This window comes from Streptomyces sp. NPDC058195 (assembly GCF_042883525.1).
In the GTDB taxonomy this organism is placed as follows: domain Bacteria; phylum Actinomycetota; class Actinomycetes; order Streptomycetales; family Streptomycetaceae; genus Streptomyces.
On record NZ_JBHVVM010000008.1, the window covers coordinates 73,928 to 99,889 of the forward strand.

Annotated in this window: 21 protein-coding genes; 18 read left to right on the top strand and 3 right to left on the bottom strand. The window is 71.5% G+C overall.

Going from position 1 to position 25,962, the window contains the following annotated elements:
• Positions 1 to 23: 23 nt before the first annotated feature.
• Positions 24 to 737, bottom strand: a complete 714-nt coding sequence (locus tag ACFVWY_RS12670; RefSeq protein ID WP_389870500.1) for a TetR/AcrR family transcriptional regulator — start codon at positions 735 to 737, stop codon at positions 24 to 26.
• Positions 738 to 820: 83 nt separating this feature from the next.
• On the opposite strand from ACFVWY_RS12670, the gene ACFVWY_RS12675 reads away from it, so the two are divergent.
• The 6 genes from ACFVWY_RS12675 (at position 821) to ACFVWY_RS12700 (ending at position 7,470) form a co-directional block, all read left to right on the top strand.
• Positions 821 to 2,431 carry an ABC-F family ATP-binding cassette domain-containing protein gene (locus tag ACFVWY_RS12675; RefSeq protein ID WP_389870502.1) on the top strand — a complete coding sequence of 537 codons (1,611 nt, stop codon included), beginning with the start codon at positions 821 to 823 and terminating at the stop codon, positions 2,429 to 2,431.
• A 48-nt stretch (positions 2,432 to 2,479) separates the two neighbouring features.
• Entirely contained in the window at positions 2,480 to 3,139 is a 660-nt protein-coding gene (locus ACFVWY_RS12680) for a histidine phosphatase family protein (RefSeq protein ID WP_389870504.1), read from the top strand.
• Between the two features lie 12 nt (positions 3,140 to 3,151).
• Complete coding sequence (locus tag ACFVWY_RS12685) at positions 3,152 to 4,054, top strand: ADP-ribosylglycohydrolase family protein (protein ID WP_389870506.1); 903 nt, start codon at positions 3,152 to 3,154, stop codon at positions 4,052 to 4,054.
• 207 nt (positions 4,055 to 4,261) lie between these two features.
• Positions 4,262 to 6,040, top strand: a complete 1,779-nt coding sequence (locus tag ACFVWY_RS12690; RefSeq protein ID WP_389870507.1) for a DUF4153 domain-containing protein — start codon at positions 4,262 to 4,264, stop codon at positions 6,038 to 6,040.
• 50 nt (positions 6,041 to 6,090) lie between these two features.
• Positions 6,091 to 6,801 (top strand): ribonuclease HII, encoded by a 711-nt coding sequence (locus tag ACFVWY_RS12695; RefSeq protein ID WP_389870509.1) that lies wholly within the window; start codon positions 6,091 to 6,093, stop codon positions 6,799 to 6,801.
• A 60-nt stretch (positions 6,802 to 6,861) separates the two neighbouring features.
• Complete coding sequence (locus tag ACFVWY_RS12700; RefSeq protein WP_389870511.1) at positions 6,862 to 7,470, top strand: hypothetical protein; 609 nt, start codon at positions 6,862 to 6,864, stop codon at positions 7,468 to 7,470.
• Between the two features lie 76 nt (positions 7,471 to 7,546).
• Here the strand turns inward: ACFVWY_RS12700 and ACFVWY_RS12705 are convergent, their stop codons facing one another.
• On the bottom strand, positions 7,547 to 8,176 hold the full coding sequence (locus tag ACFVWY_RS12705) for a hypothetical protein (protein WP_389870514.1): 630 nt from the start codon (positions 8,174 to 8,176) through the stop codon (positions 7,547 to 7,549).
• A gap of 366 nt (positions 8,177 to 8,542) precedes the next feature.
• Here ACFVWY_RS12705 and ACFVWY_RS12710 point away from each other — a divergent pair, with 366 nt between their 5' ends.
• From ACFVWY_RS12710 to ACFVWY_RS12740, 7 genes are all read left to right on the top strand, one after another.
• Complete coding sequence (locus tag ACFVWY_RS12710) at positions 8,543 to 10,702, top strand: RecQ family ATP-dependent DNA helicase (RefSeq protein ID WP_389870516.1); 2,160 nt, start codon at positions 8,543 to 8,545, stop codon at positions 10,700 to 10,702.
• 177 nt (positions 10,703 to 10,879) lie between these two features.
• Positions 10,880 to 12,178, top strand: coding sequence for a DUF4192 domain-containing protein (locus ACFVWY_RS12715; RefSeq protein WP_389870518.1), 1,299 nt, complete (start codon positions 10,880 to 10,882; stop codon positions 12,176 to 12,178).
• Positions 12,179 to 12,281: 103 nt separating this feature from the next.
• Positions 12,282 to 13,046 carry an NUDIX domain-containing protein gene (locus tag ACFVWY_RS12720; RefSeq protein WP_389870520.1) on the top strand — a complete coding sequence of 255 codons (765 nt, stop codon included), beginning with the start codon at positions 12,282 to 12,284 and terminating at the stop codon, positions 13,044 to 13,046.
• Positions 13,047 to 13,155: 109 nt separating this feature from the next.
• Positions 13,156 to 14,940, top strand: coding sequence for an ATP-binding cassette domain-containing protein (locus tag ACFVWY_RS12725; protein ID WP_389870523.1), 1,785 nt, complete (start codon positions 13,156 to 13,158; stop codon positions 14,938 to 14,940).
• 146 nt (positions 14,941 to 15,086) lie between these two features.
• The gene (locus ACFVWY_RS12730; RefSeq protein ID WP_389870917.1) at positions 15,087 to 15,953 is read left to right on the top strand and encodes a FadR/GntR family transcriptional regulator; all 867 of its coding nucleotides are present in this window, start codon (positions 15,087 to 15,089) and stop codon (positions 15,951 to 15,953) included.
• Positions 15,954 to 16,276: 323 nt separating this feature from the next.
• Entirely contained in the window at positions 16,277 to 17,824 is a 1,548-nt protein-coding gene (locus ACFVWY_RS12735; protein WP_389870526.1) for an RNA polymerase sigma factor, read from the top strand.
• Between the two features lie 132 nt (positions 17,825 to 17,956).
• Positions 17,957 to 18,787 (top strand): S1 family peptidase, encoded by an 831-nt coding sequence (locus tag ACFVWY_RS12740; RefSeq protein ID WP_389870529.1) that lies wholly within the window; start codon positions 17,957 to 17,959, stop codon positions 18,785 to 18,787.
• Positions 18,788 to 18,890: 103 nt separating this feature from the next.
• Here ACFVWY_RS12740 and ACFVWY_RS12745 read toward each other — a convergent pair whose 3' ends face one another.
• The gene (locus tag ACFVWY_RS12745) at positions 18,891 to 19,124 is read right to left on the bottom strand and encodes a hypothetical protein (protein WP_366296780.1); all 234 of its coding nucleotides are present in this window, start codon (positions 19,122 to 19,124) and stop codon (positions 18,891 to 18,893) included.
• 436 nt (positions 19,125 to 19,560) lie between these two features.
• Here ACFVWY_RS12745 and ACFVWY_RS12750 point away from each other — a divergent pair, with 436 nt between their 5' ends.
• From ACFVWY_RS12750 to ACFVWY_RS12770, 5 genes are all read left to right on the top strand, one after another.
• Positions 19,561 to 21,681: a type IIA DNA topoisomerase subunit B gene (locus tag ACFVWY_RS12750; RefSeq protein ID WP_389870532.1), complete on the top strand. Its 2,121-nt coding sequence runs from the start codon at positions 19,561 to 19,563 to the stop codon at positions 21,679 to 21,681.
• 227 nt (positions 21,682 to 21,908) lie between these two features.
• A complete protein-coding gene (locus ACFVWY_RS12755) occupies positions 21,909 to 23,072 on the top strand; it encodes a sensor histidine kinase (RefSeq protein ID WP_389870535.1) in 1,164 nt (387 codons plus the stop codon).
• Positions 23,069 to 23,746 (top strand): response regulator, encoded by a 678-nt coding sequence (locus tag ACFVWY_RS12760; protein WP_389870537.1) that lies wholly within the window; start codon positions 23,069 to 23,071, stop codon positions 23,744 to 23,746. The genes ACFVWY_RS12755 and ACFVWY_RS12760 overlap by 4 nt, the downstream gene beginning before the upstream one ends.
• 131 nt (positions 23,747 to 23,877) lie before the next feature.
• Entirely contained in the window at positions 23,878 to 24,321 is a 444-nt protein-coding gene (locus ACFVWY_RS12765; RefSeq protein ID WP_389870919.1) for a DUF485 domain-containing protein, read from the top strand.
• Positions 24,318 to 25,910: a cation acetate symporter gene (locus tag ACFVWY_RS12770; protein ID WP_389870539.1), complete on the top strand. Its 1,593-nt coding sequence runs from the start codon at positions 24,318 to 24,320 to the stop codon at positions 25,908 to 25,910. Before ACFVWY_RS12765 ends, ACFVWY_RS12770 begins: the two co-directional genes overlap by 4 nt.
• Positions 25,911 to 25,962: the final 52 nt, after the last annotated feature.

Consider the following 25,962-nt stretch of genomic DNA (forward strand, 5'->3'; position numbering starts at 1 on the left):
GGGACGGGTCGCCGCAGGCCCCATCAGGCGGATTCCGCCGGGGAGTTGAAGACTCCGGCGTGGGCTGCCGCCAGTGCCGCCGCCGCTGACCGGTCGGCCAGCTCGCTCCCGACCGGCTCACGGGTGATGAACAGCCCGAGGAACAGGGGCGAGACCACGGCTCTGACCAGTGCCCCCGCGTCCGTGTGCCGGTCCAGCTCCTGCCGGGCGACGGCGCGCGCGACGACCGCCTCGCAGCGGGTGAACCGCTCGGCGTAGAAGGCGTGCAGCGCCTCGGCGGCGCGCTCGGACTGGAAGGCCGCGGCGATGAACGCGGTGGGCGCGGCCGCCGCGGCCGGGTCCGTGAAGGAGGCGGCCGTCGTCCGCGCCAGGGCCCGCAGGTCTCCTGCCAGGCTTCCGGTGTCGGGTGGGATCCAGCTGTCCTCGCCTGCCAGGTCCAGGGCGTCCGCGACGAGCCCTTCGAGGTTTCCCCAGCGGCGGTAGAGGGTCGTCTTGTGGACGCCGGAACGCTCCGCGACGTACTCGACGGTGAGGCCCGGATAGCCGTGCTCCGCCAGGCCGGTGAGGACGGCGTCGCGCACCGCCGTCCGGGTACGGGCGGTCCTGCCGCCGGGGCGGCGGGTGCCGGGCGCGGCGCCGTCGGCGGGTGAGGGCGCGGGCGGCTCGGCCCCTGGGCCGGACGGCTCGGCTCCGGTCGCGGGCGGTTCGGTCTCCGGTGTGGTGCGTCGCCGAGTCAATTGCTACTCCTGTTGCGTTAGTCGCTTCCAGTGTGCCACACTCGCCTTAATGCAACAACGATTGCATGAGATCGGAGGGGGTCTTGTCCAGCCAGATCGTTCTGCGCGGGGTGACCGTGTCCCGCGGTGACAGGCTGCTGCTCGACGATGTGTCGTTGGTCGTGCGCCCGGGGGAGCGGATCGGCGTCGTGGGGGAGAACGGCGCGGGGAAGACGACCCTGCTCCGGCTTCTGGCGGGGCTCGAACCCCCTGCTTCCGGGACCGTGTTCACGGCCGCTGACCGCGGTGTCGGCCTGCTGTCCCAGACCCCGCGGCTGCCGCCCAGGTGCACGGTGCGCGACGCCGTCGATGACGCGCTCGCGGAACTGCGCACGTTGGAAAGGGAGCTGAGGGCCGCGGAGGCGGCGCTCGGTACGGCCGACGACACCGCGCTCGCCGCGTACGGGGACCTGCTCACCGCGTTCGAGCTGCGCGGGGGATACGAGGCCGACGCCCGCGTCGACAAGGCGATGCACGGCCTGGGCCTCGCGCACATCACACCTTCCAGGGAGCTCGGCAGCCTCTCCGGCGGCGAGCAGGCGCGGCTGGGCCTGGCCTGTCTGATCGCCGCCCGCCCCGAGCTGATGCTGCTCGACGAACCCACCAACCACCTGGACGAATCCGCGCTCGACTGGCTGGAGGGCGAGCTGTGCGCCCACCCCGGCACGGTGGTCGCCGTGTCCCACGACCGGATCTTCCTGGAGCGGGTCGCGACCTCGGTGCTGGAGGTCGACGCCGACCGGCGGACGGTCGTGCGCTACGGCGGCGGCTACGCGGGATTCCGCGCCGGGCAGCGGGCCGCGCGGCAGCGCTGGGAGCAGTCCTACGCCCAGTGGTGCGAGGAGACCGGGCAGCTGGAGGAGTACACGGCGACGACCGCCCGCGCCGTCGCCGCGGGCCGCGTCATCAGGGACAACAACAAAATGGCGTACGACCGCGCCGCGGGCCGGGTCCAGGCCTCGGTCTCCGGCCGGGTCCGCAACGCGCACAAGAGACTGGAACGGCTGAGGGCGCACCCGGTCCCCAGGCCGCCCGAACCCCTGCGCTTCGCCGCCCTGCCCGTGGCCGGTGCGGCCGGAGGCGAGCTGGTCTCCCTGACGGACGTCCGGGTGGGCGGCAGGCTCGCGGTCGACCAGCTCTCCGTGACAGCGAGCGACCGGATCCTGATCCACGGCGGTAACGGCGCGGGAAAGTCCACGCTGCTGCGGATCATGGCAGGGGTGCTCCGACCGGACGCGGGCCGAGTGACCCGTCGGGGCGCGATCGGCTACCTCGCCCAGGAGATACCGGTGCACCAGCCGGCGGAGTCCGTGCTCACGGCGTTCGGCCGGGGTCTGCCGCTCGCCGGGGACGAGCGGGCGGACCTGCTCCTCTCGTACGGGCTGTTCCGCTCCCGCGACCTCCGGGTGCCGGTCGGCTCGCTTTCGGCGGGCCAGCGCAGACGACTGGCCCTCGCCCGTCTCCTGGCCCGGCCCGCGGATCTGCTGCTGCTCGACGAACCGGCGAACCACCTGGCCCTCGCGCTCGTGGAGGAACTGGAGGAGGCCCTCGCCCGCTGGCCGGGCGCGCTCGTCGTGGTCTCGCACGACCGGCAGCTGCGCCGCCGCTTCACCGGGGACATCCGCCAGATGGACGCCGGGCGGCTGCTCGGATGAACCGTCCCCGCCCGTCCGCCGGGGGCGGCACCCCCTAGGGTCGGGTACATGGCACGACCGCAACGCATTGTCCTCGTCCGGCACGGGGAGTCCGAGGGCAACGCCGACGACACGGTGTACGAGCGCGAGCCCGACCATGCGCTGAGGCTCACGCCGACCGGGCGCAGGCAGGCCAGGGAGGCGGGCGCCGGACTGCGCGAGCTGTTCGCCGGCGAGCGGGTCAGTGTCTACGTCTCGCCCTACCGCCGCACCCACGAGACCTTCCGGGCCCTCGATCTGGACCTGGGGCGGGTACGGGTGCGTGAGGAGCCGCGCCTGCGCGAGCAGGACTGGGGCAACTGGCAGGACCGCGACGACGTACGCCTGCAGAAGGCCTACCGCGACGCGTACGGCCACTTCTTCTACCGCTTCGCCCAGGGAGAGTCCGGGGCCGATGTGTACGACCGGGTCGGGGCCTTCCTGGAAAGCCTGTACCGGAGCTTCGAGGACCCCGACCACCCGCAGAACGTCCTGCTGGTCACACACGGGCTGACCATGCGTCTGTTCTGCATGCGCTGGTTCCACTGGTCGGTCGCCGAGTTCGAATCGCTGTCCAATCCGGGCAACGGGGAGATCCGCACGCTGACCCTCGGCGCCGACGGGCGCTACACCCTGGACCGGCCGTTCGAGCGCTGGAGAACCCCTGAGCCGTACGGCATCACCGGATAGAGTGGAAGGGCGATGACAACCGCTGAATCGGCCTCCGGCCTACGTTTCGAACGGGCCCTTGCCAGTCTGCGCGGGCTCTCCGTGGGAGACGCCCTGGGCTCCCAGTTCTTCGTGCCCGCCAACTATCCGCTGCTCAAGCAGCGCGCCCTGCCGCCCGCTCCCTGGCCGTGGACGGACGACACCGAGATGGCGTGCTCGGTGCTGGCCGTGCTGGTGCGGCACGAGCGGATCGACCAGGACGCGCTCGCCCGCTCCTTCGCCGGCCACCACGACTTCGACCGCGGATACGGCCCGGCCGTGAACCGCCTGCTCAGACTGGTGCGGGAGGGCGACGACTGGCGGGAACTGGCATCCGCGCTGTTCAACGGCCAGGGCTCCTGGGGCAACGGCTCGGCGATGCGTATCGCCCCCCTCGGCGCCTGGTACGCCGACGACCCCGAGCAGGCCACGCACCAGGCCGAGATCTCCTCGTACCCCACGCACCAGCACCGCGAAGCGGTGGTGGGAGCGATGGCCGTGGCCGCGGCGGCCTCACTGGCCGCCTCACCGGCCGGACCACCCGCCCCCGGGGAGCTGCTCGACGGCGTCATCGCGCTCGTACCGCGCAGCGCCGTCGGCGCCGGGCTGCGCCGCGCCCGCGACATGCTCGACTACGACGACACCGGGACGGTGGCGGCGGTGCTCGGCAACGGCCGGCGTACCAGCGCGCACGACACCGTTCCGTTCGCCCTCTGGTCGGCGGCACGGAGCCTCGGTGACTTCGAGCGGGCCTTCTGGACGACCGCGCAGGCCGGCGGAGACGTCGACACGACCTGCGCGATCGTCGGCGGGATCGTCGCGGCGGGCAAGGCGGGCGCACCCCCCGCCGAGTGGACGGCACGGACCGAGGAACTGCCCGACTGGCTCCCGCGGTAGCGCGTGATCACCAGCCTGCCGGGGACTGTCACGGTACGGCCACAGCTCCCCCTCGCCCGGTCCGGAGCGGCGGGGGGAGGCTAATCTTTCGGCCACGCCGCCGCCGATGATCATCCAGGCGGGCGCGTGCCGAAGAGATACGCCGGGGTGCCCGAGCCGCTGCCCTGCGGACGATGTGCGCGGACCTCCCGGTAGGGGAGGGGTTCCATGTCCGATCACACACCACCACCCGGGGCGTCCGACGGCCCCGAGCCGTCCGGCCCGCCGGAACGCGGCGGAGCACCCGAGCGGGACATGCTGGCGAAGGCACCGTCCGGATCCGCCGGCACCAGTGCCGCGTCACCCGGCACCGGCACCGGCACCGCGCGGCCCGGCGCCATCGCCGGGCCGCCGAAGATCCCGGCGTACGCCCAGGCGGGCGGGCCGCAGTACCCGGCCGACCCCTGGCAGCGGCCCGGCCCGCGGCCCCAGCCCTCCGCACTGTCGAAGCTGCGCCCGGCCGGGCCCGCCGTCATCAGCGCCGCGACGCTCTGCTGCGTGGCCGCCACGGCGGTGCTCAGCGCCCTGCTCCTGGGTGACGGTCTCGGCGTGAACGCGCTGATCGTCGCGGTCCCCGCAGCGCTCGGGGCGTTCTTCGCCGCGCGTACGGCCAGGCGCCGCCTCCGTCCGTGGACGGCCTTCTGGGCGCTGGGCGGACTGGCGCTGCTCGCCGTCCCGGCGCTTCGCGACGCGGGCTGGCCGGTCTTCCTTGCCGTGGTGTCGGCCATCGCCCTCGGTTCCCTCGCCCTGCACGGAAGCCGCAGCTGGCTTGGCGTCTTCCTCGGGTCGCTGGGGCTGCTCTGCGCCATCGCCGACGGGCTGGCCTGGGGCGGGCGGGGCGTGCGGGCCCGGATGGACGGCTCCCAGAAGCGACTGGGCGGCGTAGTCCGCAGCGCCGGGGTGGCCGTCGTCCTGCTCGTCGTGTTCGGCGCGCTGTTCGCGAGCGCCGATGCCGCCTTCGCCGATGTGCTCGGCAGCCTGATGCCCGACGTGTCGGTCAGCGACAGCCCCTGGCGGCTGCTCCTCTTCATGACCGGCCTGATCGGCGCACTCGCCGCCGGGTACGCCGCGGCGGCGCCGGTGCGCTGGGATGGCATCACCGTCCGGCCGGGCAAGGCCCGCGGACGGCTGGAATGGGCGCTGCCGCTCATCGTGCTGAACCTGCTGTTCGCCGTCTTCGTGGCCGTCCAGCTCACCGTGCTGCTCGGCGGATACGACAAGGTGATGGCCGAGACCGACCTCAGCTACTCCGCGTACGCCCGCCAGGGGTTCTGGCAGCTCCTCTGGGCCACCGTGCTCACCCTGCTGGTGATCGCGCTCGCGCTGCGCTGGGCCCCGCGCGGGCGCAGCGGTGACCGCACGCTCGTCCGGGCCGTGCTCGGCGCGCTGTGCCTGCTCACCCTGACCGTCGTGGCCTCCGCGCTGCGCCGGATGGACCTCTACGTCGATGCCTACGGCCTGACCCGGCTGCGGATCTCGGTGGCCGCGGTGGAACTCTGGCTGGGCGTGGTGATCCTCCTGATCGTGGCCGCCGGTTTCTTCGGGGCCCGTCTGCTGCCGCGCGCCGTCGCCGCGAGCGCGGCCATCGGCGTCCTCGCGTTCGGTCTGGTCTCGCCCGACGGGCTGATCGCGGAGCAGAACGTCCAGCGGTACCGCGCCGACCACTCGATCGACATCGACTACCTCCGCGGTCTCTCGGCGGACGCCGTACCGGCCCTGGACGCCCTGCCCGAGCCACTGCGTTCCTGCGCGCTCCGGGACATCGAGCAGTCGCTGAACGAGAACGACACCGCCTGGTACGCCACCAGCTGGGGCGAGGCGCGGGCCCGCGACATCCTGCGCGAGCGGAGCCCCCACGCGACCGCGGAGGCCTGCGATCCGTCGCGCACCGGTGTCGGGGGCGGCGGGCGAGGCGGCGACGAGAGCGATCCGTACGACCCGTACTGACCGCCCCGGGGTGTCGCCCAGATCCCCGTCGGCGTACGCTGACAGGCGCCATGCCGTACGAACCACCTACGCATACCGTCGAGCGCTCACTGCGCGCCACCACCGGTGCCAAGACCGTCGCCGGTGTCGATGAGGTCGGACGCGGAGCATGGGCGGGACCGGTCACCGTGTGCGCGGCCGTCACCGGCCTGCGCCGACCTCCCGCCGGACTCACCGACTCCAAGCTGATCAGCCCGAAGCGCCGCGCTGAGCTGGCGCCGGTGCTGGAGAGCTGGGTCACCGCGTTCGGCCTCGGCGACGCCACCGCGCAGGAGATCGACGAGCTCGGAATGACCGCCGCGCTGCGGCTGGCCGCCGTACGCGCCCTGGAGGCCCTGCCGGTGCGGCCGGACGCGGTGATCCTCGACGGCAAGCACGACTACCTGGGACAGCCGTGGAAGGTCCGCACCGTGATCAAGGGCGATCAGTCCTGTATCGCGGTCGCGGCCGCCTCGGTGATCGCGAAGGTCCACCGGGACACGATGATGGCCGAACTGGGCGCGGAGTCCGGCGAGTACGCGGATTTCGCCTTCGGGGCGAACGCCGGTTACCCGTCGCCCGTGCACCGGGCCGCGCTGGAGGAGCAGGGGCCGACACCCCACCACCGGCTTTCGTGGTCCTATCTCGACGCGCTGCCCAGGTGGCAGCACCTCAAGAAGGTCCGCTTCTCCGCTGAGGCGGCCGCACTGGAAAGCGGGGGCCAGCTCGGCTTCGACTTCTGATCGCGCACATGTACCCAGCCGCCGATGCCCGCCGCGTCGGCGCCTGACAGACAACTACCCATGCCTCTCATCCCCGAGGAGCCTCAGATTCACGAGAGCGCCCAGGGTCCTCGCGCCACCCCGGCCACCGGCCGCACCGCGTCGACCCCCCGTCCCGTACCCGGCCCGCGTTCCGCGGCCACGCCGCGTCCCGGCCGCCCCGGGCCCGCGAAGCCCGCGCCCCCGGCGCAGCGCCCGCGGACGACCTCCGACCGTCCTGTGACGGACCGGCCGGAGAATCGTTCCGCACCGCAGATCCAGCTGATCCCCGCTTCGGCGGCCAGCGCGCTCGACGCCGCCGACGAAGCGCTGGACCTGCTGCTCGACTCCGGCCGTGCGCCGGGCGATGTCCTGCTGCTCACCACCGGCGAGCAGCACCCGTGGGCCACGCACGAACTCTCCTTCGGAGAGGGCGCCTACTGGGCGCACCACGAGGCCGGTGACGACGTGTTCTTCGCCGGTGCCGCGGTTGTGGACCGGCTCAGGACCCGCCCGGTGGTGATCGTCGCGGTCAACGGCGAGGACGACATCGCCGATGTGCTGACCGGTGCGCGGGAGCGCGCCGGAGCGCTGCTGATCGTCTGCGGTGATCCGCAGCGGGTCAACGCGGTGCTCGGCGCCGGAGTCTGACCCCGCCGGTCCGCGAGGTACCCGGGGCCGTGGCGGTCCGGAACTCCGAGAGGGAGGCCGGGCGCGCGGCCACGGGTCAGCGGGCCGCGGTGCGGCGCAGCGCGTGCGCCGCACCGCCGCCGGTACGCAGCGGAGCCGTCTCCTGGCCGAGCGAGGTGTCGCCGAGGGCGGCGGGCCGGGACAGGGCGTTGGGGCGTCGCCCGCCCCGGCCCTCGCCGAGCACCTGCCAGCCGCCCCGGGTCAGTGTGATGTACGCCCCGCACCGCAGCCCGTGCAGGGTGCAGGCGTCCCGCAGCCCCCACATCCACGCCCCGTCCTCCTCCGTCCAGCGCTCGTCCCCCTCGCGGCAGTAGAGGAGCACCGCCGTCCGGACGGGGGCACGGAGGCGGAGGTCGTGCGGGATGACCCGGCGCAGATGCGCCAGCAGCGCGTTGCGGAACTCCCAGCCGTCCGCCGCCGTGGCCCGGCGGACGAACGAAGCACTGGCGGTAACGCGTTCCTCGTGGTCCAGTACGGCCACCACGGCGGTCGCCGGGTCCGGGCCGTGCCGGGCGTGCAGGCCGGTGACGACCTCGCGGGGTCTGCGCAGCAGCGGTATGCCCGCTTCGGCCCACTCGGCCGGTTCGAGCGTCCTGGCGAGGCGGTTGGCCGGGGCGGCGGACGCCGATATCGAGGTGGCGGCGGACGGAGCGAATCCGAAGGTCACGATCCTCCCTTCGCATACGCGCCCACGGTGCGGGGCGGGTCGAGTGAGGCGCACCACGGCACAGCCCTTCCGGGCCGCGGAAGGGACGGTGCGGGGAGCGATTCCAATTCTTCCTGGCGTACTGGCGGGCGGCAACGAGCAAGTGGCGTGGCTGACGGGAATGCGCCGGAATGACTCTGATATCCCTGCCCACATCAGGCCCGTCCGATGCCGCGTGCCCCGCCCGAACGCCGGGGACCAGCGGAAACATCTCATCCGCCCCGGACAGCCGGGGCATCCCGCCGTCACGCCGACCGCGCGGGCGAACCGGGCCCGCGGTACGGAGCGGATTCGCCGATTGCCCGAGCCATCGGGTTGCATGGAGGCATGGACAACCTGGAGCTCCGCGCCGAAGCCGATGCCATCCTCGCCGAGCTCGTCGGCGACCCGGGAGGCTCGGCGCGGTTGCGGGAGGACCAGTGGCAGGCGGTGTCGGCCCTGGTGGAGGAGCGCCGCCGGGCGCTGGTCGTGCAGCGCACGGGCTGGGGCAAATCGGCGGTGTACTTCGTCGCCACCGCACTGCTGCGCCGACGCGGCTCCGGCCCCACCGTGATCGTCTCGCCGCTGCTGGCGCTGATGCGCAACCAGGTCGAGTCGGCGGCGCGCGCCGGTATCCAGGCGCGCACCATCAATTCGGCCAACCCGGAGGAGTGGGACACCATCTACCAGGAGGTCGACCGCGGTGAGACCGACGTCCTGCTCGTGAGCCCGGAGCGCCTCAACTCCGTGGACTTCCGGGACCAGGTGCTGCCCAGGCTCGCGGCCACCACCGGCCTCCTGGTGGTGGACGAGGCGCACTGCATCTCCGACTGGGGACACGACTTCCGCCCCGACTACCGTCGCCTGCGGGCGATGCTTGCCGAGCTCGCACCCGGCGTCCCGGTACTGGCCACCACCGCGACCGCGAACGCACGGGTCACCGCAGACGTGGCCGAACAGCTGGGCACGGGTGCCGGGGAAGCCCTGGTGCTGCGGGGACCGCTCGACCGGGAGAGCCTGCGGCTGGGCGTCGTCCGGCTGCCGGATGCCCCGCACCGGCTGGCCTGGCTCGCCGAGCACCTGGACGAGCTGCCGGGCTCCGGGATCATCTACGCACTCACCGTCGCCGCCGCCGAAGAGGCCACCGCCTACCTGCGGCAGCGGGGCTTCGACGTCGCTTCGTACACCGGGAGGACGGAGAACGCCGACCGGCTCCAGGCGGAGACGGACCTGCAGGAGAACCGGGTCAAGGCGCTGGTCGCGACCTCGGCCCTGGGCATGGGCTTCGACAAGCCGGACCTCGGCTTCGTGGTCCACCTCGGCTCGCCGTCCTCGCCGATCGCCTACTACCAGCAGGTGGGCCGGGCCGGGCGCGGGGTGGCGCACGCCGACGTGCTGCTGCTGCCGGGCAAGGAGGACGAGGCCATCTGGCGTTACTTCGCCGACACGGCCTTCCCGCCGGAGGCACAGGTCCGCCAGACCCTTTCGGCCCTGGCCGGGGCGGGCCGTCCACTGTCCGTGCCGGCCCTGGAGGCCGTGGTGGACCTCCGGCGCACCCGACTGGAGTCGATGCTGAAGGTGCTGGATGTCGACGGCGCGGTCAAGCGCGTCAAGGGCGGCTGGACAGCCACCGGAGCCGACTGGGTGTACGACGCCGAGCGCTACGCCTGGGTGGCGCGGCAGCGGACGGCCGAGCAGCAGGCCATGCGCGACTACGCGAACACGTCCGGATGCCGGATGGAGTATCTGCGCCGCCAGCTGGATGACGAGGGGGCGGTCCCGTGCGGCCGCTGCGACAACTGCGCGGGTGCCTGGACCGACACCACCGTGTCGACCGAGGCGCTGACCGGTGCGACGAAGGAGCTGGACCGTCCCGGGGTGGAGATCGAGCCGCGCCGCATGTGGCCGACGGGGATGCCCGCGCTGGGCATCGAACTGAAGGGCCGTATCCCGGCCCAGGAGCAGTGTTCCTCCGGGCGTGCCCTGGGGCGTCTCTCCGACATCGGCTGGGGCAACCGGCTCCGCCCGCTGCTGGCCGAGAACACGCCGGACGGGCCGGTGCCGGACGACGTCCTGCGGGCCGCGGTGGCGGTTCTCGCCGACTGGGCCCGCTCCCCGGGCGGCTGGGCGCCGGGCGCCCCGGACGCCGCCGCCCGGCCGGTGGGAGTGGTCGCCGTACCCTCCCTGACCCGCCCTCAACTGGTCGGTTCCCTCGCGCAGGGGATCGCCACCGTCGGGCGCCTCCCCTTCCTGGGCACCCTGGCGTACACCGGCCCCGACGGCGCGCACGCGGCACGGCGCAGCAACTCCGCCCAACGCCTCAAGGGGCTCTCCAACGCCTTCGCCGTCCCGCAGGAACTGGCCGGTTCCCTGGCACGCACCCCCGGCCCCGTACTGCTCGTGGACGACGCCACCGACTCCGGCTGGACCCTCGCCGTCGCGGCCCGGCTGCTCAGGCGGGCGGGCAGCGAGCGGGTTCTTCCGCTGGTCCTCGCCGCGGCGGGCTGATCCCGCTCGTGAAACGGCGCGCACGGCCTCCCGGCCGAGGCCCGGCGCGTGCCGACGACCCCTGCCGCTCCCATGGAACCCGAAGGGCACGGCACCTGGCGAACACCTCCGCGACCCCTGTGGACAAAGTTATCCACAGGGGTCGCGGAATTCGGCCGCACGCGGGACGGTCGTGCCATGAACCAGCACCACGAATCCACCGGCCCGGCCGCCGCGCAGCAGATCACCCTGCGCGGCCCCGCCGAGCTTGCCGACGCCCTTCCCTACCTCATGGGGTTCCACCCCGACGACAGCGTGGTCATGGTCGCCCTGCACGGCGGCCGGGGCCGCTTCGGCGGTCGTCTCCGGCTCGGCATTCCGCGGTCGCCCCAGGAGTGGGAGCCCGTCTCCGAGCAGCTGGCCGAGTGCTTGATCAAGGGCAGCGAGCGGCGCGGGGAGCGTCCGGACGCGATCGTCGTCTTCCTCTGCCAGGATCCCGCCGAGGGCGAGTCCGGCGGTCGGCTCATGGAGCGGCTGCGGCCTCTCGCCCAGCATCTGCGCAGGGCCTGCGGCGCGCTGGACGTGCCGGTGCTCGAAGCGCTCTGCATCTCCGACGGCCGCTACTGGTCCTACTGCTGCCCGGACGAGCGCTGCTGTCCGGCGGAGGGCAGCCACCTGGCCATGCCCGGTACCTCGGTGATGGCGGCCGCCGCGACGTACGCGGGTATCCAAGTGCGTGGATCGCTGCGGGAGATGGAGGCGCGGTTCGCACCGCTGACGACGTCCGCCGTGCCTGGCCAGCAGCAGGCACTCGACGTGGCGGGAGCCGAGCTGCTGCCCAGGCTCCTCGACGAGGAGGAGCGCGGGGGAGTGGCCCGGGACACCCTGGACCTTGCCCGGCGGCTCGTCGAGCGCCTTGGCGGGGCCCCGGCCGCGACGCCTTCCCTCTCTGACCTCAACGACGACCGGCTGATCAGCTCCGACGAGGCCGCCGCCATGATCCTGGGCCTGCAGGACCGGGAGACCCGCGACCGGGTCGCGGAGTGGATGGAGGGCCCGAAGGCCGACGCGGCGTTACGGCTGTGGCGCGCGCTGTCCCGCCGTTGCGTGACGCCGTACGAGGAGCATGCCGCGGCGCCGCTGACCCTGGCCGGCTGGGTCTCGTGGTCGACGGGCGACGAACCGGCCGCACGGGTCGCGTTGGGGCTCGCCCTGCGGGTGGACCCCGAGTACACCTTCGCCCAGCTTCTGCATGAGGCGTGCAACCAGGGGCTCGACCCGGAGACGCTGCGCCGCTGCCTGCGCGGAGAGCGCAAGGCGCGTACGCGGCGGCGCGGACACCGGCCGGAGCGGGGCACGCGGTTCCGCGCGGCGAGGCCGACGGCCGCGCGCCGGAAGAAGGACCCGTCCGTCTCCGCCCGTCCCGGAGCGGCGGCCGCCCGGCGCCGGTCCGGAAGGGCCGTCCCCGGACCGCTCGCGTCCGGCGAGGAAGGATGACCGGCGAGCCGGTCCGTCCCAGCGGGGTGCCGTCGGCGAAGAGTTCCTTGAAGAGAATGGCGAAGGGAGTGCTTATCGTCAGGAAGACGACTATGATCACCGCATGCCGCGCTACGACCCGTCGACTTTCCCGCCCTTCGCTGTCACCGTCGACCTGGTCGTGCTCACGGTGCGCCGTCACGCGCTCTGCGCGCTCGTGGTGCGCCGTGGTGAGTCACCGTTCCAGGGCCGATGGGCGCTGCCCGGCGGATTCGTCAGAGCCGATGAGGATCTCGGTGCCGCGGCGGCGCGCGAGCTCGTCGAGGAGACCGGCCTGTGCGCCCAGGACCCGGTAGCCCCCGCGGTCGGGAACGGCGCCCACCTCGAACAGCTCGCCACCTACGGCGATCCCGGCCGTGATCCGCGCATGCGGGTCGTCAGCGTCGCCCATCTCGCCCTGGCGCCCGATCTGCCCGCTCCGCGGGCGGGCGGCGACGCGCACAGCGCGCGGTGGTCGCTGGTCGACGATCTGCTCGGGGCGGAGGGAAGTTTCGGCCACGATGACGTGGGCCAGGCCCCACTGGCCTTCGATCACGCGCGGATTCTCGCCGACGGGGTCGAGCGCGCCCGCTCCAAGATCGAGTACTCCTCGCTGGCCACCGCCTTCTGCCCTCCGGAGTTCACGGTCGGCGAGCTGCGGAGGGTGTACGAAGCGGTGTGGGGTGTGGTCCTCGACCCGCGCAACTTTCACCGCAAGGTCACCGGCACCCCCGGCTTCCTGGTGCCCGCCGGTGGGACGACCACGCGTCAGGGCGGACGGCCGGCCCAGCTCTTCCGGGCCGGTGCGGCCACCGTGCTCAACCCTCCGATGCTGAGGCCGGAGGTCTGACCGCGCGGGACACCGCCGTACCCGTGCTGCACGAAAAGTCGGATATGTCGCGTTATCTTTCTGCGGTACCCTTTGCCGCCGAGCGGTCTCACCTACCGCGAGAGAAGCGATGCTCCAGGCCATCGGAATCACCAGCGCCCCACGCCGCGGTCTTCCGGCCGCTGTGGACGACCTCACCTTCGAAGCCCGGCCGGGCCGAGTCACCGCACTGCTGGGTGCGCCCGGTTCCGGCAAGACCACGGCTCTGCGCCTCATGCTCGAACTCGACCCGGGGCGGGGAGTCACCTATTTCCGGGGCAGGCCGCTGCACCGGATCCCGCACCCGGCGCGCGAGGTGGGGGTGCTGCTCGGGGACGTACCGGGCCACCCCGCCCGTACCGCTCGCGGGCAGCTGCGGATGCTGGCCGCCGCCGCGGGAGTGCCCGCGGCCAAGGCCGACGAACTGCTCGAACGTGTCGGCCTCACCGGGCTCGGGGAGCGGCGCATCGGTACGCTCTCGCTCGGCATGGACCGCCGGCTCGCCCTCGCCTCGGCGTTGCTCGGTGACCCCCACACCCTGCTCCTCGATGATCCGGCGGAGGGCCTCGACCCGCGCGAGGGCCGCTGGCTGCACGGATTCCTGCGGGCCCAAGCGATACGGGGCGCAACCGTGCTGTACACCACCGCGGACCCGAGGGAAGCGGCACGGGCCGCCGACTTCTCCCGGACCAGGCTCCGTCCCAGGGTCGCGGTCCGCAGCCCGCACGCGGCCCGTCTCGCGGCGGTCGTCAGCCGTGAGGCCCGAGCGGCCCGGCGTTCGGTCGAGGTGGTGACCGAGGACGGCGGGCACCTCGCGGTGTACGGTTCCAGCTGCGCGGAGATCGGCGACATCGCGTTCCGGCACGGGCTCCCGGTGCACCGGCTGGCCGACGAAGTGGGCGACGCCGGTCCCAGGGCGCCCGGCGACGGCGCGGGACCACGGGATCCGGCTGCTCCGCAAGCCCCCGCGCGTGTCACCGGGGCCGCCGGTGGCGCAGGACCGCGCGGTATGCCGCCGGATGTACGGCCGACGGCACCGGAGCCACCGACCGGCTCCCGCGGCCCGGCCTTCGGCCCGCTGTACCCGCTCCGTTACGAGCTGCGCCGCCTGTTCGGGGTCAGGACGACGGCCCTGATCGCGGGCGCCGTTCTGGTCGCCTCCGTCGCGCTCTCGGTGCTTCTCGCCCGCACCGGCCACGTTCCGCTGCCGAAGGTGCTGGCCGCCTGGCCGTCGCTGCTGCCGCTGCCGCCCGCCGCGGTCGGCGCCGGACTGCTCGGCGCCCTCTCGTACGGCGACGAGTTCCGCTACCCCGCGCTCGCCGCGGGCCGTGGCACCGTCCCGCGCCGTCTGGGGCTGCTGCTGGCGAAGCTGGCGGTCACCGCGGGTGCTGCCGCGGTACTGGCCGTGACGGTCGTGCTGCTCTCCGGTGAAGCCGTCCGCCTCGTGTATGGCCATGAGTGGATGCGTGTTCCGCCCAACGGGACGGGACTGGGCGTGAGTTGGGTGGCCCTGGTCATCGGCTGCGCCTGGGCGGGGCTGCTGTCCACCGGAGTCTTCCGCGTGGCAACGGCCGGTGTCGCCGCGGTACTTGCCGTACCGGTACTCGTCGCCCCGCTCGTCCGGCACCTGCTGATGGCGCCGGGCGCCCGCCCCGCCTCCGGGCTTCCGGCCGGACTGCGCGAACTGATGTGGCCGCGCTGGCCGCACGAGACGGACCGGTGGGTGGCGGCCGCCCTGGGGGTGGCGGGGCACCCGGTGGGGGTGGCGCTGGCGTTGTCGTTGTCGGTCCTGGCTCTCGCGTATCTCCTCACCGGCCTTCAGGGAAGGGGCCGTTGGCGGTCCCAGAGGGTTGCCGGGTCTGGCCGTCCTTGGTAACCGCCCATCATCGCGCCCGATTTATGCGGGTAAAACGTCAATTGAGGGTATCGCGGCGATCACCCTTTCGTGTGCTTTTCACCAAAGACCTCAAGAGCCGAGTGAGCTGCGCCGACAAAGGATGCGTGAGTACCCTTGCGCACACCATGATGACCGCCGCCCGCTCCGCCGATTCCGGCCTCGCCGGCCCGGGTGAACTCGACCGCTACCCGTACGCGGAGGCGCCGGCCGGCGAGCGTGCCGCCGCCCGTTCCTGGGACGGCCCCGAAGCCGACCTCGGCCGGGTGGGCCGCCGGGGCTCCGCCAGCCGGGGCCGGGGCCTCCACGGGCAACTCGTTCAGCAGCTGGGACAGATGATCGTTTCGGGCGACCTGGGTGCCGACCGGCCTCTCGTGCCGGAGGAGATCGGCCAGCGCTTCGAGGTCTCCCGCACCGTCGTACGCGAATCGCTGCGCGTCCTTGAGGCCAAGGGCCTGGTCAGCGCCAGGCCCAACGTGGGCACCCGGGTCCGCCCCGTCAGCGACTGGAACCTGCTGGACCCCGACATCATCGAATGGCGCGCCTTCGGCCCTCAGCGCGAGGACCAGCGGCGCGAGCTCGGCGAGCTCCGGTGGACGATCGAACCCCTGGCCGCCCGTCTCGCCGCGGAGCACGGCTGCGAGGACATCCGGCAGCGTCTCACCGACATGGTGGAGATCATGGGGCACGCGGTCGCACAGGGTGACATGATCACCTGCTCGCGGGCCGACGCCGAGTTCCATGCCCTGCTCATCCAGGCCGCGGGCAATCGCATGCTGGAGCACCTGTCCGGCATCGTCGCCGCCGCGCTGCAGGTGTCCGGCGGCCCGGTCACGGGCTGTGACCGCCCCGGTGAGGCGTCCCTCGGCCACCACACCAGGATCGTCGAGGCGCTCACGTCCGGTGACGCCGCGGGTGCCGAATCAGCCATGCGTCAACTGCTCGTCGTCCACCCTGAGGTGGAGCGTGTGGTGCCCGCGCCCCGCGAGCACTGAACATCGCACGGCCGGGGTGTGCGAGCCGAGTGTCGCCGGGCCGCCACGGTCCGGCGACACAGTCGTGGTGCTTTGCTCCCTTGGTCACGTTCGTCGCAAATGAGGTGTGACTCGGGCCACGCGGATTGGGCGTAACACTCCTCGAAGCAGTGCGATGACTTAAGAGGTGACCGCCGCGGAAGGAATACAGCAGCCATTCAGTGCGCTGTGGAGTTCTGAGGCCAAACCCGCGCCGCCGGTACATTCCCAGCCCGGCGGTCGTCGGCTCAAGCCCTTTTCGGGGCCGGGCCGGAAGCCGTTTCCATCGTTCCGAGAGGTTGTTCGTGTCGGCCAGCACATCCCGTACGCTCCCGCCGGAGATCGCCGAGTCTGAGTCTGTGATGGCGCTCATCGAGCGGGGAAAGGCTGATGGGCAGATCGCCGGCGATGACGTGCGTCGGGCCTTCGAGGCTGACCAGATTCCGCCAACCCAGTGGAAGAATGTTCTGCGCAGCCTCAATCAGATCCTCGAGGAAGAGGGTGTGACGCTGATGGTCAGTGCCGCGGAGCCGTCCAAACGTGCCCGCAAGAGCGTCGCAGCGAAGAGCCCGGTCAAGCGCACCGCCACGAAGACTGTCGCGGCCAAAACCACCGTGACCAGGACTGTTGCGGCTACTGCCGCCTCGTCGGCAGAGACCGTGAACGCGGTGGCGGACGACGCTGCCACGACCGGCCCTGCGAAGAAGACGGCAGCCAAGAAGACGGCTGCCAAGAAGACCGCCGCGAAGAAGACGGCGGCCAAGAAGACAGCAGCGAAGAAGTCCGGAAAGCAGGACGACGAGCTCCTCGACGGCGACGAGGCGATCGAGGAAGTAAAGGCCGGCAAGGGCGAGGAAGAGGAGGGCGAGGGCGAGAACAAGGGCTTCGTCCTCTCCGACGACGACGAGGATGACGCGCCCGCGCAGCAGGTCGCCGTCGCCGGTGCCACCGCCGACCCGGTCAAGGACTACCTCAAGCAGATCGGCAAGGTCCCCCTCCTCAACGCCGAGCAGGAGGTCGAGCTCGCCAAGCGCATCGAGGCGGGGCTCTTCGCCGAGGACAAGCTGGCGAACAGCGACAAGCTTGCCCCGAAGCTCAAGCGCGAGCTGGAGATCATCGCCGAGGACGGCCGCCGCGCGAAGAACCACCTGCTGGAGGCCAACCTCCGTCTCGTGGTCTCGCTGGCCAAGCGCTACACCGGCCGCGGCATGCTCTTCCTGGACCTCATCCAGGAGGGCAACCTCGGTCTGATCCGCGCGGTCGAGAAGTTCGACTACACCAAGGGCTACAAGTTCTCCACGTACGCCACCTGGTGGATCCGTCAGGCGATCACCCGCGCCATGGCCGACCAGGCCCGCACCATCCGTATCCCGGTGCACATGGTCGAGGTCATCAACAAGCTCGCCCGTGTGCAGCGCCAGATGCTCCAGGACCTGGGCCGTGAGCCCACGCCGGAGGAGCTGGCCAAGGAACTCGACATGACCCCCGAGAAGGTCATCGAGGTCCAGAAGTACGGTCGCGAGCCGATCTCCCTCCACACTCCGCTGGGTGAGGACGGAGACAGTGAGTTCGGTGACCTGATCGAGGACTCCGAGGCGGTCGTACCGGCCGACGCGGTCAGCTTCACGCTCCTCCAGGAGCAACTGCACTCGGTGCTCGACACGCTCTCCGAGCGTGAGGCGGGCGTGGTCTCGATGCGCTTCGGTCTCACCGATGGCCAGCCGAAGACCCTGGACGAGATCGGCAAGGTCTACGGGGTGACGCGTGAGCGCATCCGCCAGATCGAGTCGAAGACCATGTCGAAGCTGCGTCACCCGTCGCGTTCGCAGGTGCTGCGCGACTACCTCGACTAGGTCGCGGAGACTACGGACCGAGGGCCCGGAACCCCATGGGGGAGCCGGGCCCTCGGCCTATCAGCGCATGCGGTCGGCGCCGGGCGGGACGACTCTGAGTGGGAACAGTTCACCACAGAGTCAGGAGTACGCATGTCTCGTACCGTCTTCCGTCCTCTGCCCGGGGTGCTCGCCCTGGCCGCTGCCACGGTCCTGATATCCCTCGGTTCGCCCGCGAGGGCTGCCGAGGACGGCATAGTCGTCGGCGGTCAGCCGGCGCACGTCAAGGACAGTCCGTGGGCGGTGGCACTGTCCAGCCGCGACCGCTTCGGTGACACGCGCGCCGGGCAGTTCTGCGGCGGTGTCGTGGTGGCGCCGACGAAGGTGCTGACCGCCGCGCACTGCCTCAGCAGGGAGGCGCTCGGCGTCGACATCGGCAGTGTGCGTGATCTGCGGGTCATCTCGGGCCGCGACGCCCTGCGCGGAACCGGGGGGCAGGAGACGGCGGTGCGGGAGACGTGGACGAACCCGGGCTTCGACCCCACCACGAACGCGGGCGACCTGGCCGTGCTCACCCTTGCCGACGCGCTTCCCGCGAAGAGTGTGATCCCGATGGCCGAATCCGGTGACGCGGCGTACGCCCCGGGTACGGACGCGCTGGTCTACGGGTGGGGTGACACGACGGGAAACGGTGACTACGCGTCGTCGCTGCGGTCCGCGAAGGTGCATGTGCTGTCGGACGCGACATGTGAGCAGGCCTACCCGGGCGGCGGGAACGGCGCGTACGACGCCTCTTCGATGCTGTGCGCGGGCGAACTTCTGGGCGGGTACGACGCGTGCCAGGGCGACAGCGGCGGGCCGCTGGTGGCCCGTGGGCGGCTCATCGGGCTGGTCTCCTGGGGGAACGGCTGCGCGCGCGTGGGCTACCCCGGGGTGTACACACGGATCTCCGCCGCCATCGGCTGGATGCCGAAAACCGGCTGACCGACTTCTTCGCGCGGGCACGAGAACGGGCGGCACCCCATCGGGGGTGCCGCCCGTCGGCCGGTCCGGGACCTGGCCCGCGCTCGTCGTGGATGCGAGGTGTCTAGTGCCGTTCCTCTTCGGCGGCCTGGGCCTGCACGGCCGTGAGCCGGTCCGTCTCATCCTGTATTTCCGCGGCGATCTTCTTGAGTTCCGGCTCGAACTTGCGACCGTGATGGGCGCAGAAGAGCAGTTCACCGCCGCTGATCAGGACGACGCGCAGATATGCCTGGGCGCCGCAACGGTCACAGCGGTCTGCTGCGGTCAGCGGGCTCGCGGGGGTCAGAACAGTAGTCACGTCGCCTCTTCTCTAGCTCGACGAGCTGTCGTACCAGGGTCAACATCCAACCAGGCCGAAAACGTTCCCGCTCGTGGCTTTTCTTCGAAACTTCTTCTCGGGATGGCTGTCTGTTGCCGGTTGGCGGCGAATGTGCCGTATTGCGTAGCGCTACGGGTTTCGCGTTGCTTGTCTTGGTGGTGCCCTCCCGGCTGGCTTGCCGGTTCGTTCATGAGGACGTGCCCGGAGCCTAAATGGTTCATGCGTCGAAGGGAACGTGATGTTCGCGTCACTCCTGCGAGGGATCGAACGTGTATGCGAGGCTGGACTAGTGTGAGGGGCGATGAAGGGTGGCGTTACAACCGCTCTACCAGGCCTCGGTACCCTCTCAGCGGCGACCGAAGCCGAGCCCGTTACCCACTGGGCCCCATTTGAAATTCAGCGAGGAGCGAACCGCGTGACCGCCGATACGTCCGTGCCGTCCACTGCGCTGCTGACTGGAGCAGACCGAGACGGCTCCAACTACACCGCGCGGCATCTGCTCGTACTCGAGGGGCTCGAAGCGGTTCGCAAGCGCCCCGGGATGTACATCGGGTCCACCGACAGCCGTGGTCTCATGCACTGCCTCTGGGAGATCATCGACAACTCCGTCGACGAAGCCCTGGGCGGCTACTGCGACCGCATCGAGGTCATCCTCCACGAGGACAGTTCCGTGGAGGTCCGCGACAACGGGCGGGGCATCCCGGTCGACGTCGAGCCCAAGACGGGCCTGTCCGGTGTCGAGGTCGTGATGACCAAGCTGCACGCCGGCGGGAAGTTCGGCGGTGGCTCGTACGCCGCTTCGGGCGGTCTGCACGGTGTCGGCGCCTCCGTCGTCAACGCGCTCTCCGCCCGGCTCGATGTCGAGGTCGACCGCAACAGCGCGACGCACTCGATCAGCTTCCGGCGCGGTGTCCCGGGGATCTTCACCGAATCGGGGCCGGACAGCCCGTTCGACCCGGCCAACGGCCTTCTCAAGGGCAAGCGGGTGCCGAAGACGCGCACCGGCACCCGGGTGCGCTACTGGGCGGACCGGCAGATCTTCCTCAAGGACGCCAAGCTCGGCCTGGAGACGCTCTACCAGCGCGCCCGGCAGACGGCCTTCCTCGTCCCCGGGCTGACGATCATCGTCCGCGACGAACGCGGCCTGGACGGCGAGGGGCGGACCGAGGAGACCTTCCGGTTCGACGGCGGGATCAGCGAGTTCTGTGAGTACCTGGCCCAGGACAAGGCGGTCTGCGACGTCCTGCGGCTGAGCGGGCAGGGCACGTTCAAGGAGACCGTGCCGGTGCTCGACGAACGCGGCCACATGACGGCCACCGAGGTCACGCGCGAACTCGCCGTGGATATCGCGCTGCGCTGGGGCACCGGGTACGACACCAACGTCAAGTCCTTCGTCAACATCATCGCCACTCCCAAGGGTGGCACGCACGTGACCGGATTCGAGCGCTCTGTCACCAAGACGGTCAACGAGGCGCTGCGCTCCGCCAAGCTGCTCCGCGTCGCCGAGGACGACATCGTCAAGGACGACGCGCTGGAGGGCCTCACCGCGGTGGTCACCGTGCGGCTGGCCGAACCTCAGTTCGAGGGCCAGACCAAGGAGGTGCTCGGCACCTCGGCCGCCAACCGTATCGTCGCCAATGTCGTGTCCAAGGAGCTCAAGGCGTTCCTGACCTCGACGAAGCGTGACGCGAAGGCCCAGGCGAGGGCGGTTCTGGACAAGGCGGTCGCGGCCGCGCGGACCCGCATCGCGGCCCGTCAGCACAAGGACGCGCAGCGTCGCAAGACCGCGCTGGAGTCCTCCTCGCTGCCGGCCAAGCTCGCCGACTGCCGCAGCGACGACGTGGACCGCAGCGAGCTCTTCATCGTCGAGGGAGACTCCGCGCTCGGTACGGCGAAGCTCGCCCGGAACAGTGAGTTCCAGGCGCTGCTGCCGATCCGGGGCAAGATCCTCAACGTTCAGAAGGCCTCCGTCTCGGACATGCTGAAGAACGCCGAGTGCGGTGCGATCATCCAGGTCATAGGAGCCGGGTCGGGCCGGACCTTCGACATCGACGCCGCCCGGTACGGGAAGATCGTCCTGCTGGTGGACGCCGACGTCGACGGCGCGCACATCCGGGTCCTGCTGCTGACGCTGTTCCAGCGGTACATGCGGCCCATGGTCGAGGCGGGGCGGGTCTTCGCCGCGGTGCCTCCGCTCCACCGGATCGAGCTCGTCCAGCCGAAGAAGGGCCAGGACAAGTACATCTACACGTACTCGGACAACGAGCTGCGCCAGCGGCTGCTGGAGCTCCAGCGGAAGAACGTCCGGTACAAGGACTCGATCCAGCGCTACAAGGGTCTGGGCGAGATGGACGCCGACCAGCTGGCGGAGACCACGATGGACCCACGCCACCGCACCCTGCGGAGGATCAACATCGGTGACCTGGACGCGGCCGAGCAGGTCTTCGATCTGCTGATGGGCAATGAGGTGGCCCCCCGCAAGGAGTTCATCACCAGCTCCGCCGCCACCCTGGACCGCTCGCGCATCGACGTCTGAGCCAGGCGTCCGGACGAAGCCGTCTCCACCCGCGGGTGGAGACGGCTTCTCCACCCGTGATCAACCCGTGGGCCGATGCCCCGGCCCGGCCGTTTCCGTAGCGTCGAAGGCGTCCCACCTTCCCGCACCTCGGAGGCCACCATGTCAGGGCTCGTCGGCGCCGCGCCGCGGCGTACGCCGGTTCACCGGGCGGGGCGATGCCCTGCCCGGGCGGGGAAGGACCGCGCGTGACGCCCGCGGCCTGGACCGGCTGGCCGACCCGGGAAGCCCTGTCGGGGACGAGCCACGCCCTGCCGCGCAGGGCGATCACCTGGTCGGTCCGGGCGGCGCTGGGCACCGCCATGCTCTGGGGCACGTTCAGCGGCGGGCGGTTCGGGCCCTGGGAAGTGGTGCTCGGGCTGGTGGGCGTGGCGGGATGCGCGTTCGTCGCGTGGGCGTACTTCCGTACCAGCCTTGAGCACCGGCTGTGGCCGTCGCTCGGTCTGCTGGCCCTGCTGCTGCTGGCTGCCTTCGGTGCGCAACGGGCCGGTGCGGACCTGCCCGCGCTGATTCTCTGGTGCGGCTGCGCCGTAGCCGCGCTGGAGCGGCTGCCGCTCACGGCGGGTCTTCCGGCGATGGCTGTGGCGCTCGGCGGGTACGCCCTCATGAGCACCGACGGCTGGCTTGCCACCGCCATGTCCACTGCGGGGCTCTCGCTGGCGGGCTACGTGCTCCGGCTCGACGCGGAGGCCCGGGGGAACGCGCAGAGACTTCTCGCGCAGGAACGCGCGGCCCGCGAGGCGGAGGCCGGGAGAGCCGCGCTGGACGAACGGGCCAGGATCGCGCGGGAGATCCACGATGTGCTCGCCCACAGCCTCTCCGCCCAGCTGGTGCATCTGGAGGCGGCCCGGCTGCTGATCGAGCGGGAGCCGGCGGGGGAGTTCCGGGACCAGGTGCTGGACCGGGTCGTGGCCGCGCGCGCCATGGCCCGCGAGGGGCTCGCGGAGACCCGTCAGGCGCTCTCCGCGCTCCGGGGGGAGGTCTCCCCGGTGGAGGACTTCCTGCGGCAGCTGGTGGCCGTCGAGCCGGCTCGGGTCAGCGTGGAGGGCGAGCGGCGGACACTGACTGCCGGGACCTCGCAGACGGTCCGGAGAGTGGCGCAGGAGGCCATGACCAATGTGCGCAAGCACGCGCCGGGGGCCGAGGTGCGCATACAGCTGGAGTACCTTCCGGGTGAAGTCGCCCTGGAAATCAGGGATTCGGGTGGAAAGAGACCGGAGAGCGAGCTGTCCGTCAGCGGCTCCGGATACGGTCTGCTGGGGATGAGGGAACGGGCCGAGCTGATGGGCGGGACGCTGGAGGCCGGTCCGGGTGAGGAGGGTTTCGTGGTGTGTCTGCGGGTGCCCGCGTGAACGCGCGGGTCGTGGTCGCCGACGATCAGTCGGTGGTACGCGAAGGGATCGTGATGCTGCTGGGACTGCTGCCCGGGATCGAGGTGGTGGGGGCGGCCAGGGACGGGGAGGAGGCCGTGTCGCTCGTGGCGGAGCTGTCGCCGGACGTCGTGCTGATGGACCTGCGGATGCCCCGGTGCGACGGGGCGGAGGCGACGCGGCGGATCCGCAGGGACTACCCGGGTACGCAGGTGGTGGTGCTCACCACCTTCGAGGACGACGATTCGCTCTTCCCCGCGTTGCGGGCCGGGGCCCGTGGCTACCTGACCAAGGACGCCGGCGGCGAGGAGATCGTACGGGCCGTCCAGGCCGTGCTGTCCGGTGAGGCCGGGCTCTCGCCCAGCGTGCAGCGCCGCCTGCTGGAGCGAGTGACCGAGGCTCCGCTCCCGCCTCCGCCGGTGCCCGAGCAGCAACTGCCCGACGGGCTGACGCCGCGCGAAGCGGAAGTGCTGGCACTGATCGCGGAAGGCCTGTCCAACCCGGAGATCGCCCGCAGACTGAGCATCTCGCAGGCCACGGTGAAGAGCCACATCAACAATCTCTTCGCCAAGACCGGAGTGCGTGACCGGGCGAAAGCCGTTCGTTACGCGTACGTTCGGGGCCTCGCACAGCCGCCCGGGTCAGTTATCACCTGAAGTGGTGAAGTCCGGCAAATGACGCGTCCACGTCCTTCCCGATCTGCACATTCTTGGGTACACGGCCGAAGTGGTCCGTGGACTAGGGGAGTTGTTCCGTGGAGAAGGAAGCAGGGCGTGAGACCGCAGCGATGCGTCTCGACGACCCGTGGTACGACGCGTTGGCCTCCGGATGGGGTGAGCCGGACGGTACGGGGGGTCTCGCTCCTGCCGGGGCGTCCGGGCCCGCGGACCCGTGCCGCGGACTCAGCGCGGCCGAGATCTATCTGGAGGTGCAGCGCAGCGAGGCGTTCCAGGAAGTGCGCCGCCGGTACCGGCGGTTCGTCGTTCCGGCCACCCTCGCCTTCTTCCTCTGGTATCTCGCCTACGTCGTCGCCGCTGTCGCGGTGCCGGGGCTGATGGACCGTCCGGTGGCTGGCGCGGTCAACGTCGCGATGCTTGCGGGGATCGGGCAGTTCCTCACGACCTTCCTGCTCACCTGGGCGTACGCGCGTCACGCGCGGCTGCGCAGGGACCGGGCGGCACTGGAACTGCGCTGGCAGACGCAGGAGATGACGCGAGGAGCCGAACGGTGAACGCCGATCACCAGACGCTGGCGCTCGTCCTGTTCAGCGTCTTCATCGCGGTGACGCTCGGGATCACCACCTGGGTGAGCCGCAACCGTCACGGTTCGGCGGAGGAGTTCTACGCGGGCGGACGGCTGTTCTCCCCGATGGAGAACGGATTCGCCATCGCGGGCGACTACATGTCGGCCGCCTCGTTCCTCGGCATCTCCGGTCTGATCGCGCTCTTCGGCTATGACGGCATGCTGTACTCGGTCGGCTTCTTCGTCGCCTGGCTCGTGGTGTTGCTGCTGGTCGCCGAACTCGTGCGCAACTGCGGCCGGTTCACGCTCGCCGACGTGGTGGCGGCACGGATGGCGGAGCGCCCGGTCCGGATCGCGGTGGGGACGTCCTCCGTCACCGTCTCGGTGCTCTATCTCGTGGCGCAGATGGTGGGCGCGGGCAGTCTCGTGGCGCTGCTCCTCGGCGGGACGAGCGGTGTCGCCCGCTCCTGGACCGTCATCGGGGTCGGCGCGCTCATGGTGATCTACGTGTCCTTCGGCGGCATGCGCGCCACGACCTGGATCCAGATCGTCAAGGCTGTGCTGCTGATGGTGGGGGCGGTCGTGCTGACCGTTCTCGTCCTGGTCCGCTTCCACGGCGACTTCAACGCCGTACTCGAATCCGCCGCCGGACGGAGCGGGCACGGAAGCCGGTTCCTCTCGCCGGGGCTCCTGTACGGCGGCACGTGGACCGCGCGCATCGACTTCATCAGCCTCGGGCTGGCGCTGGTGCTCGGTACGGCGGGGCTGCCGCACATCCTCTCGCGCTTCTACACCGTGCCCACCGCCAGTGCGGCGCGCCGCTCGGTCGTCTGGTCGATCGGGCTCATCGGCAGCTTCTACCTGATGACGATCGCGCTCGGGTTCGGGGCGGCTGCCCTGGTGGGTTCCGCCGACGTCCGGGCATCCAATGCCGCGGGCAACACGGCCGTTCCGCTGCTGGCCCTGGAGCTCGGGGGCGGCGAGGGGTCCACCGGGGGCGCGATCCTGTTCGCCGTGGTCGCCGCGGTCGCCTTCGCGACCATCCTCGCGGTCGTCGCGGGGATCACCCTCGCCTCGTCCGCCTCGGTGGCCCACGACCTCTACGCCTCGTTCCGGCGCCCGGGCGCCAAGCAGCACAGCGAGGTCGTCGTGGCCCGGGTGGCCGCGGCCGGTATCGGGGTGGTCGCCATCGCCCTGGGCCTGCTCGCCCAGGATCTGAACGTGGCGTTCCTGGTGGGTCTGGCCTTCGCCGTCGCCGCCTCGGCCAACCTTCCGGTGCTGCTGTACTCCCTGTTCTGGCGGAGCTTCACCACCCGGGGAGCGGTCTGGTCCGTCTACGGCGGGCTGATTCCGGCCGTTGTGCTCGTGGTGTTCTCCCCCGTGGTGTCCGGGAGTCCCGCCTCGCTCTTCCCGGGAGCCGACTTCCAGCTCTTCCCGCTGGAGAACCCCGGGCTGGTCTCCATTCCGCTGGGCTTCCTGGCGGGCTGGGCCGGAACGGTCACCTCCGCCGATCCGCCCGACGAAGCCAAGCACGCGGAGACCGAGGTCCGTGCGCTGACCGGGGCGGGCGCGGTGTAGCCCCGCGCCCCGCCGGTCCCCGAAGGCCCCCGTTCGTCCGTCACCACCCGCC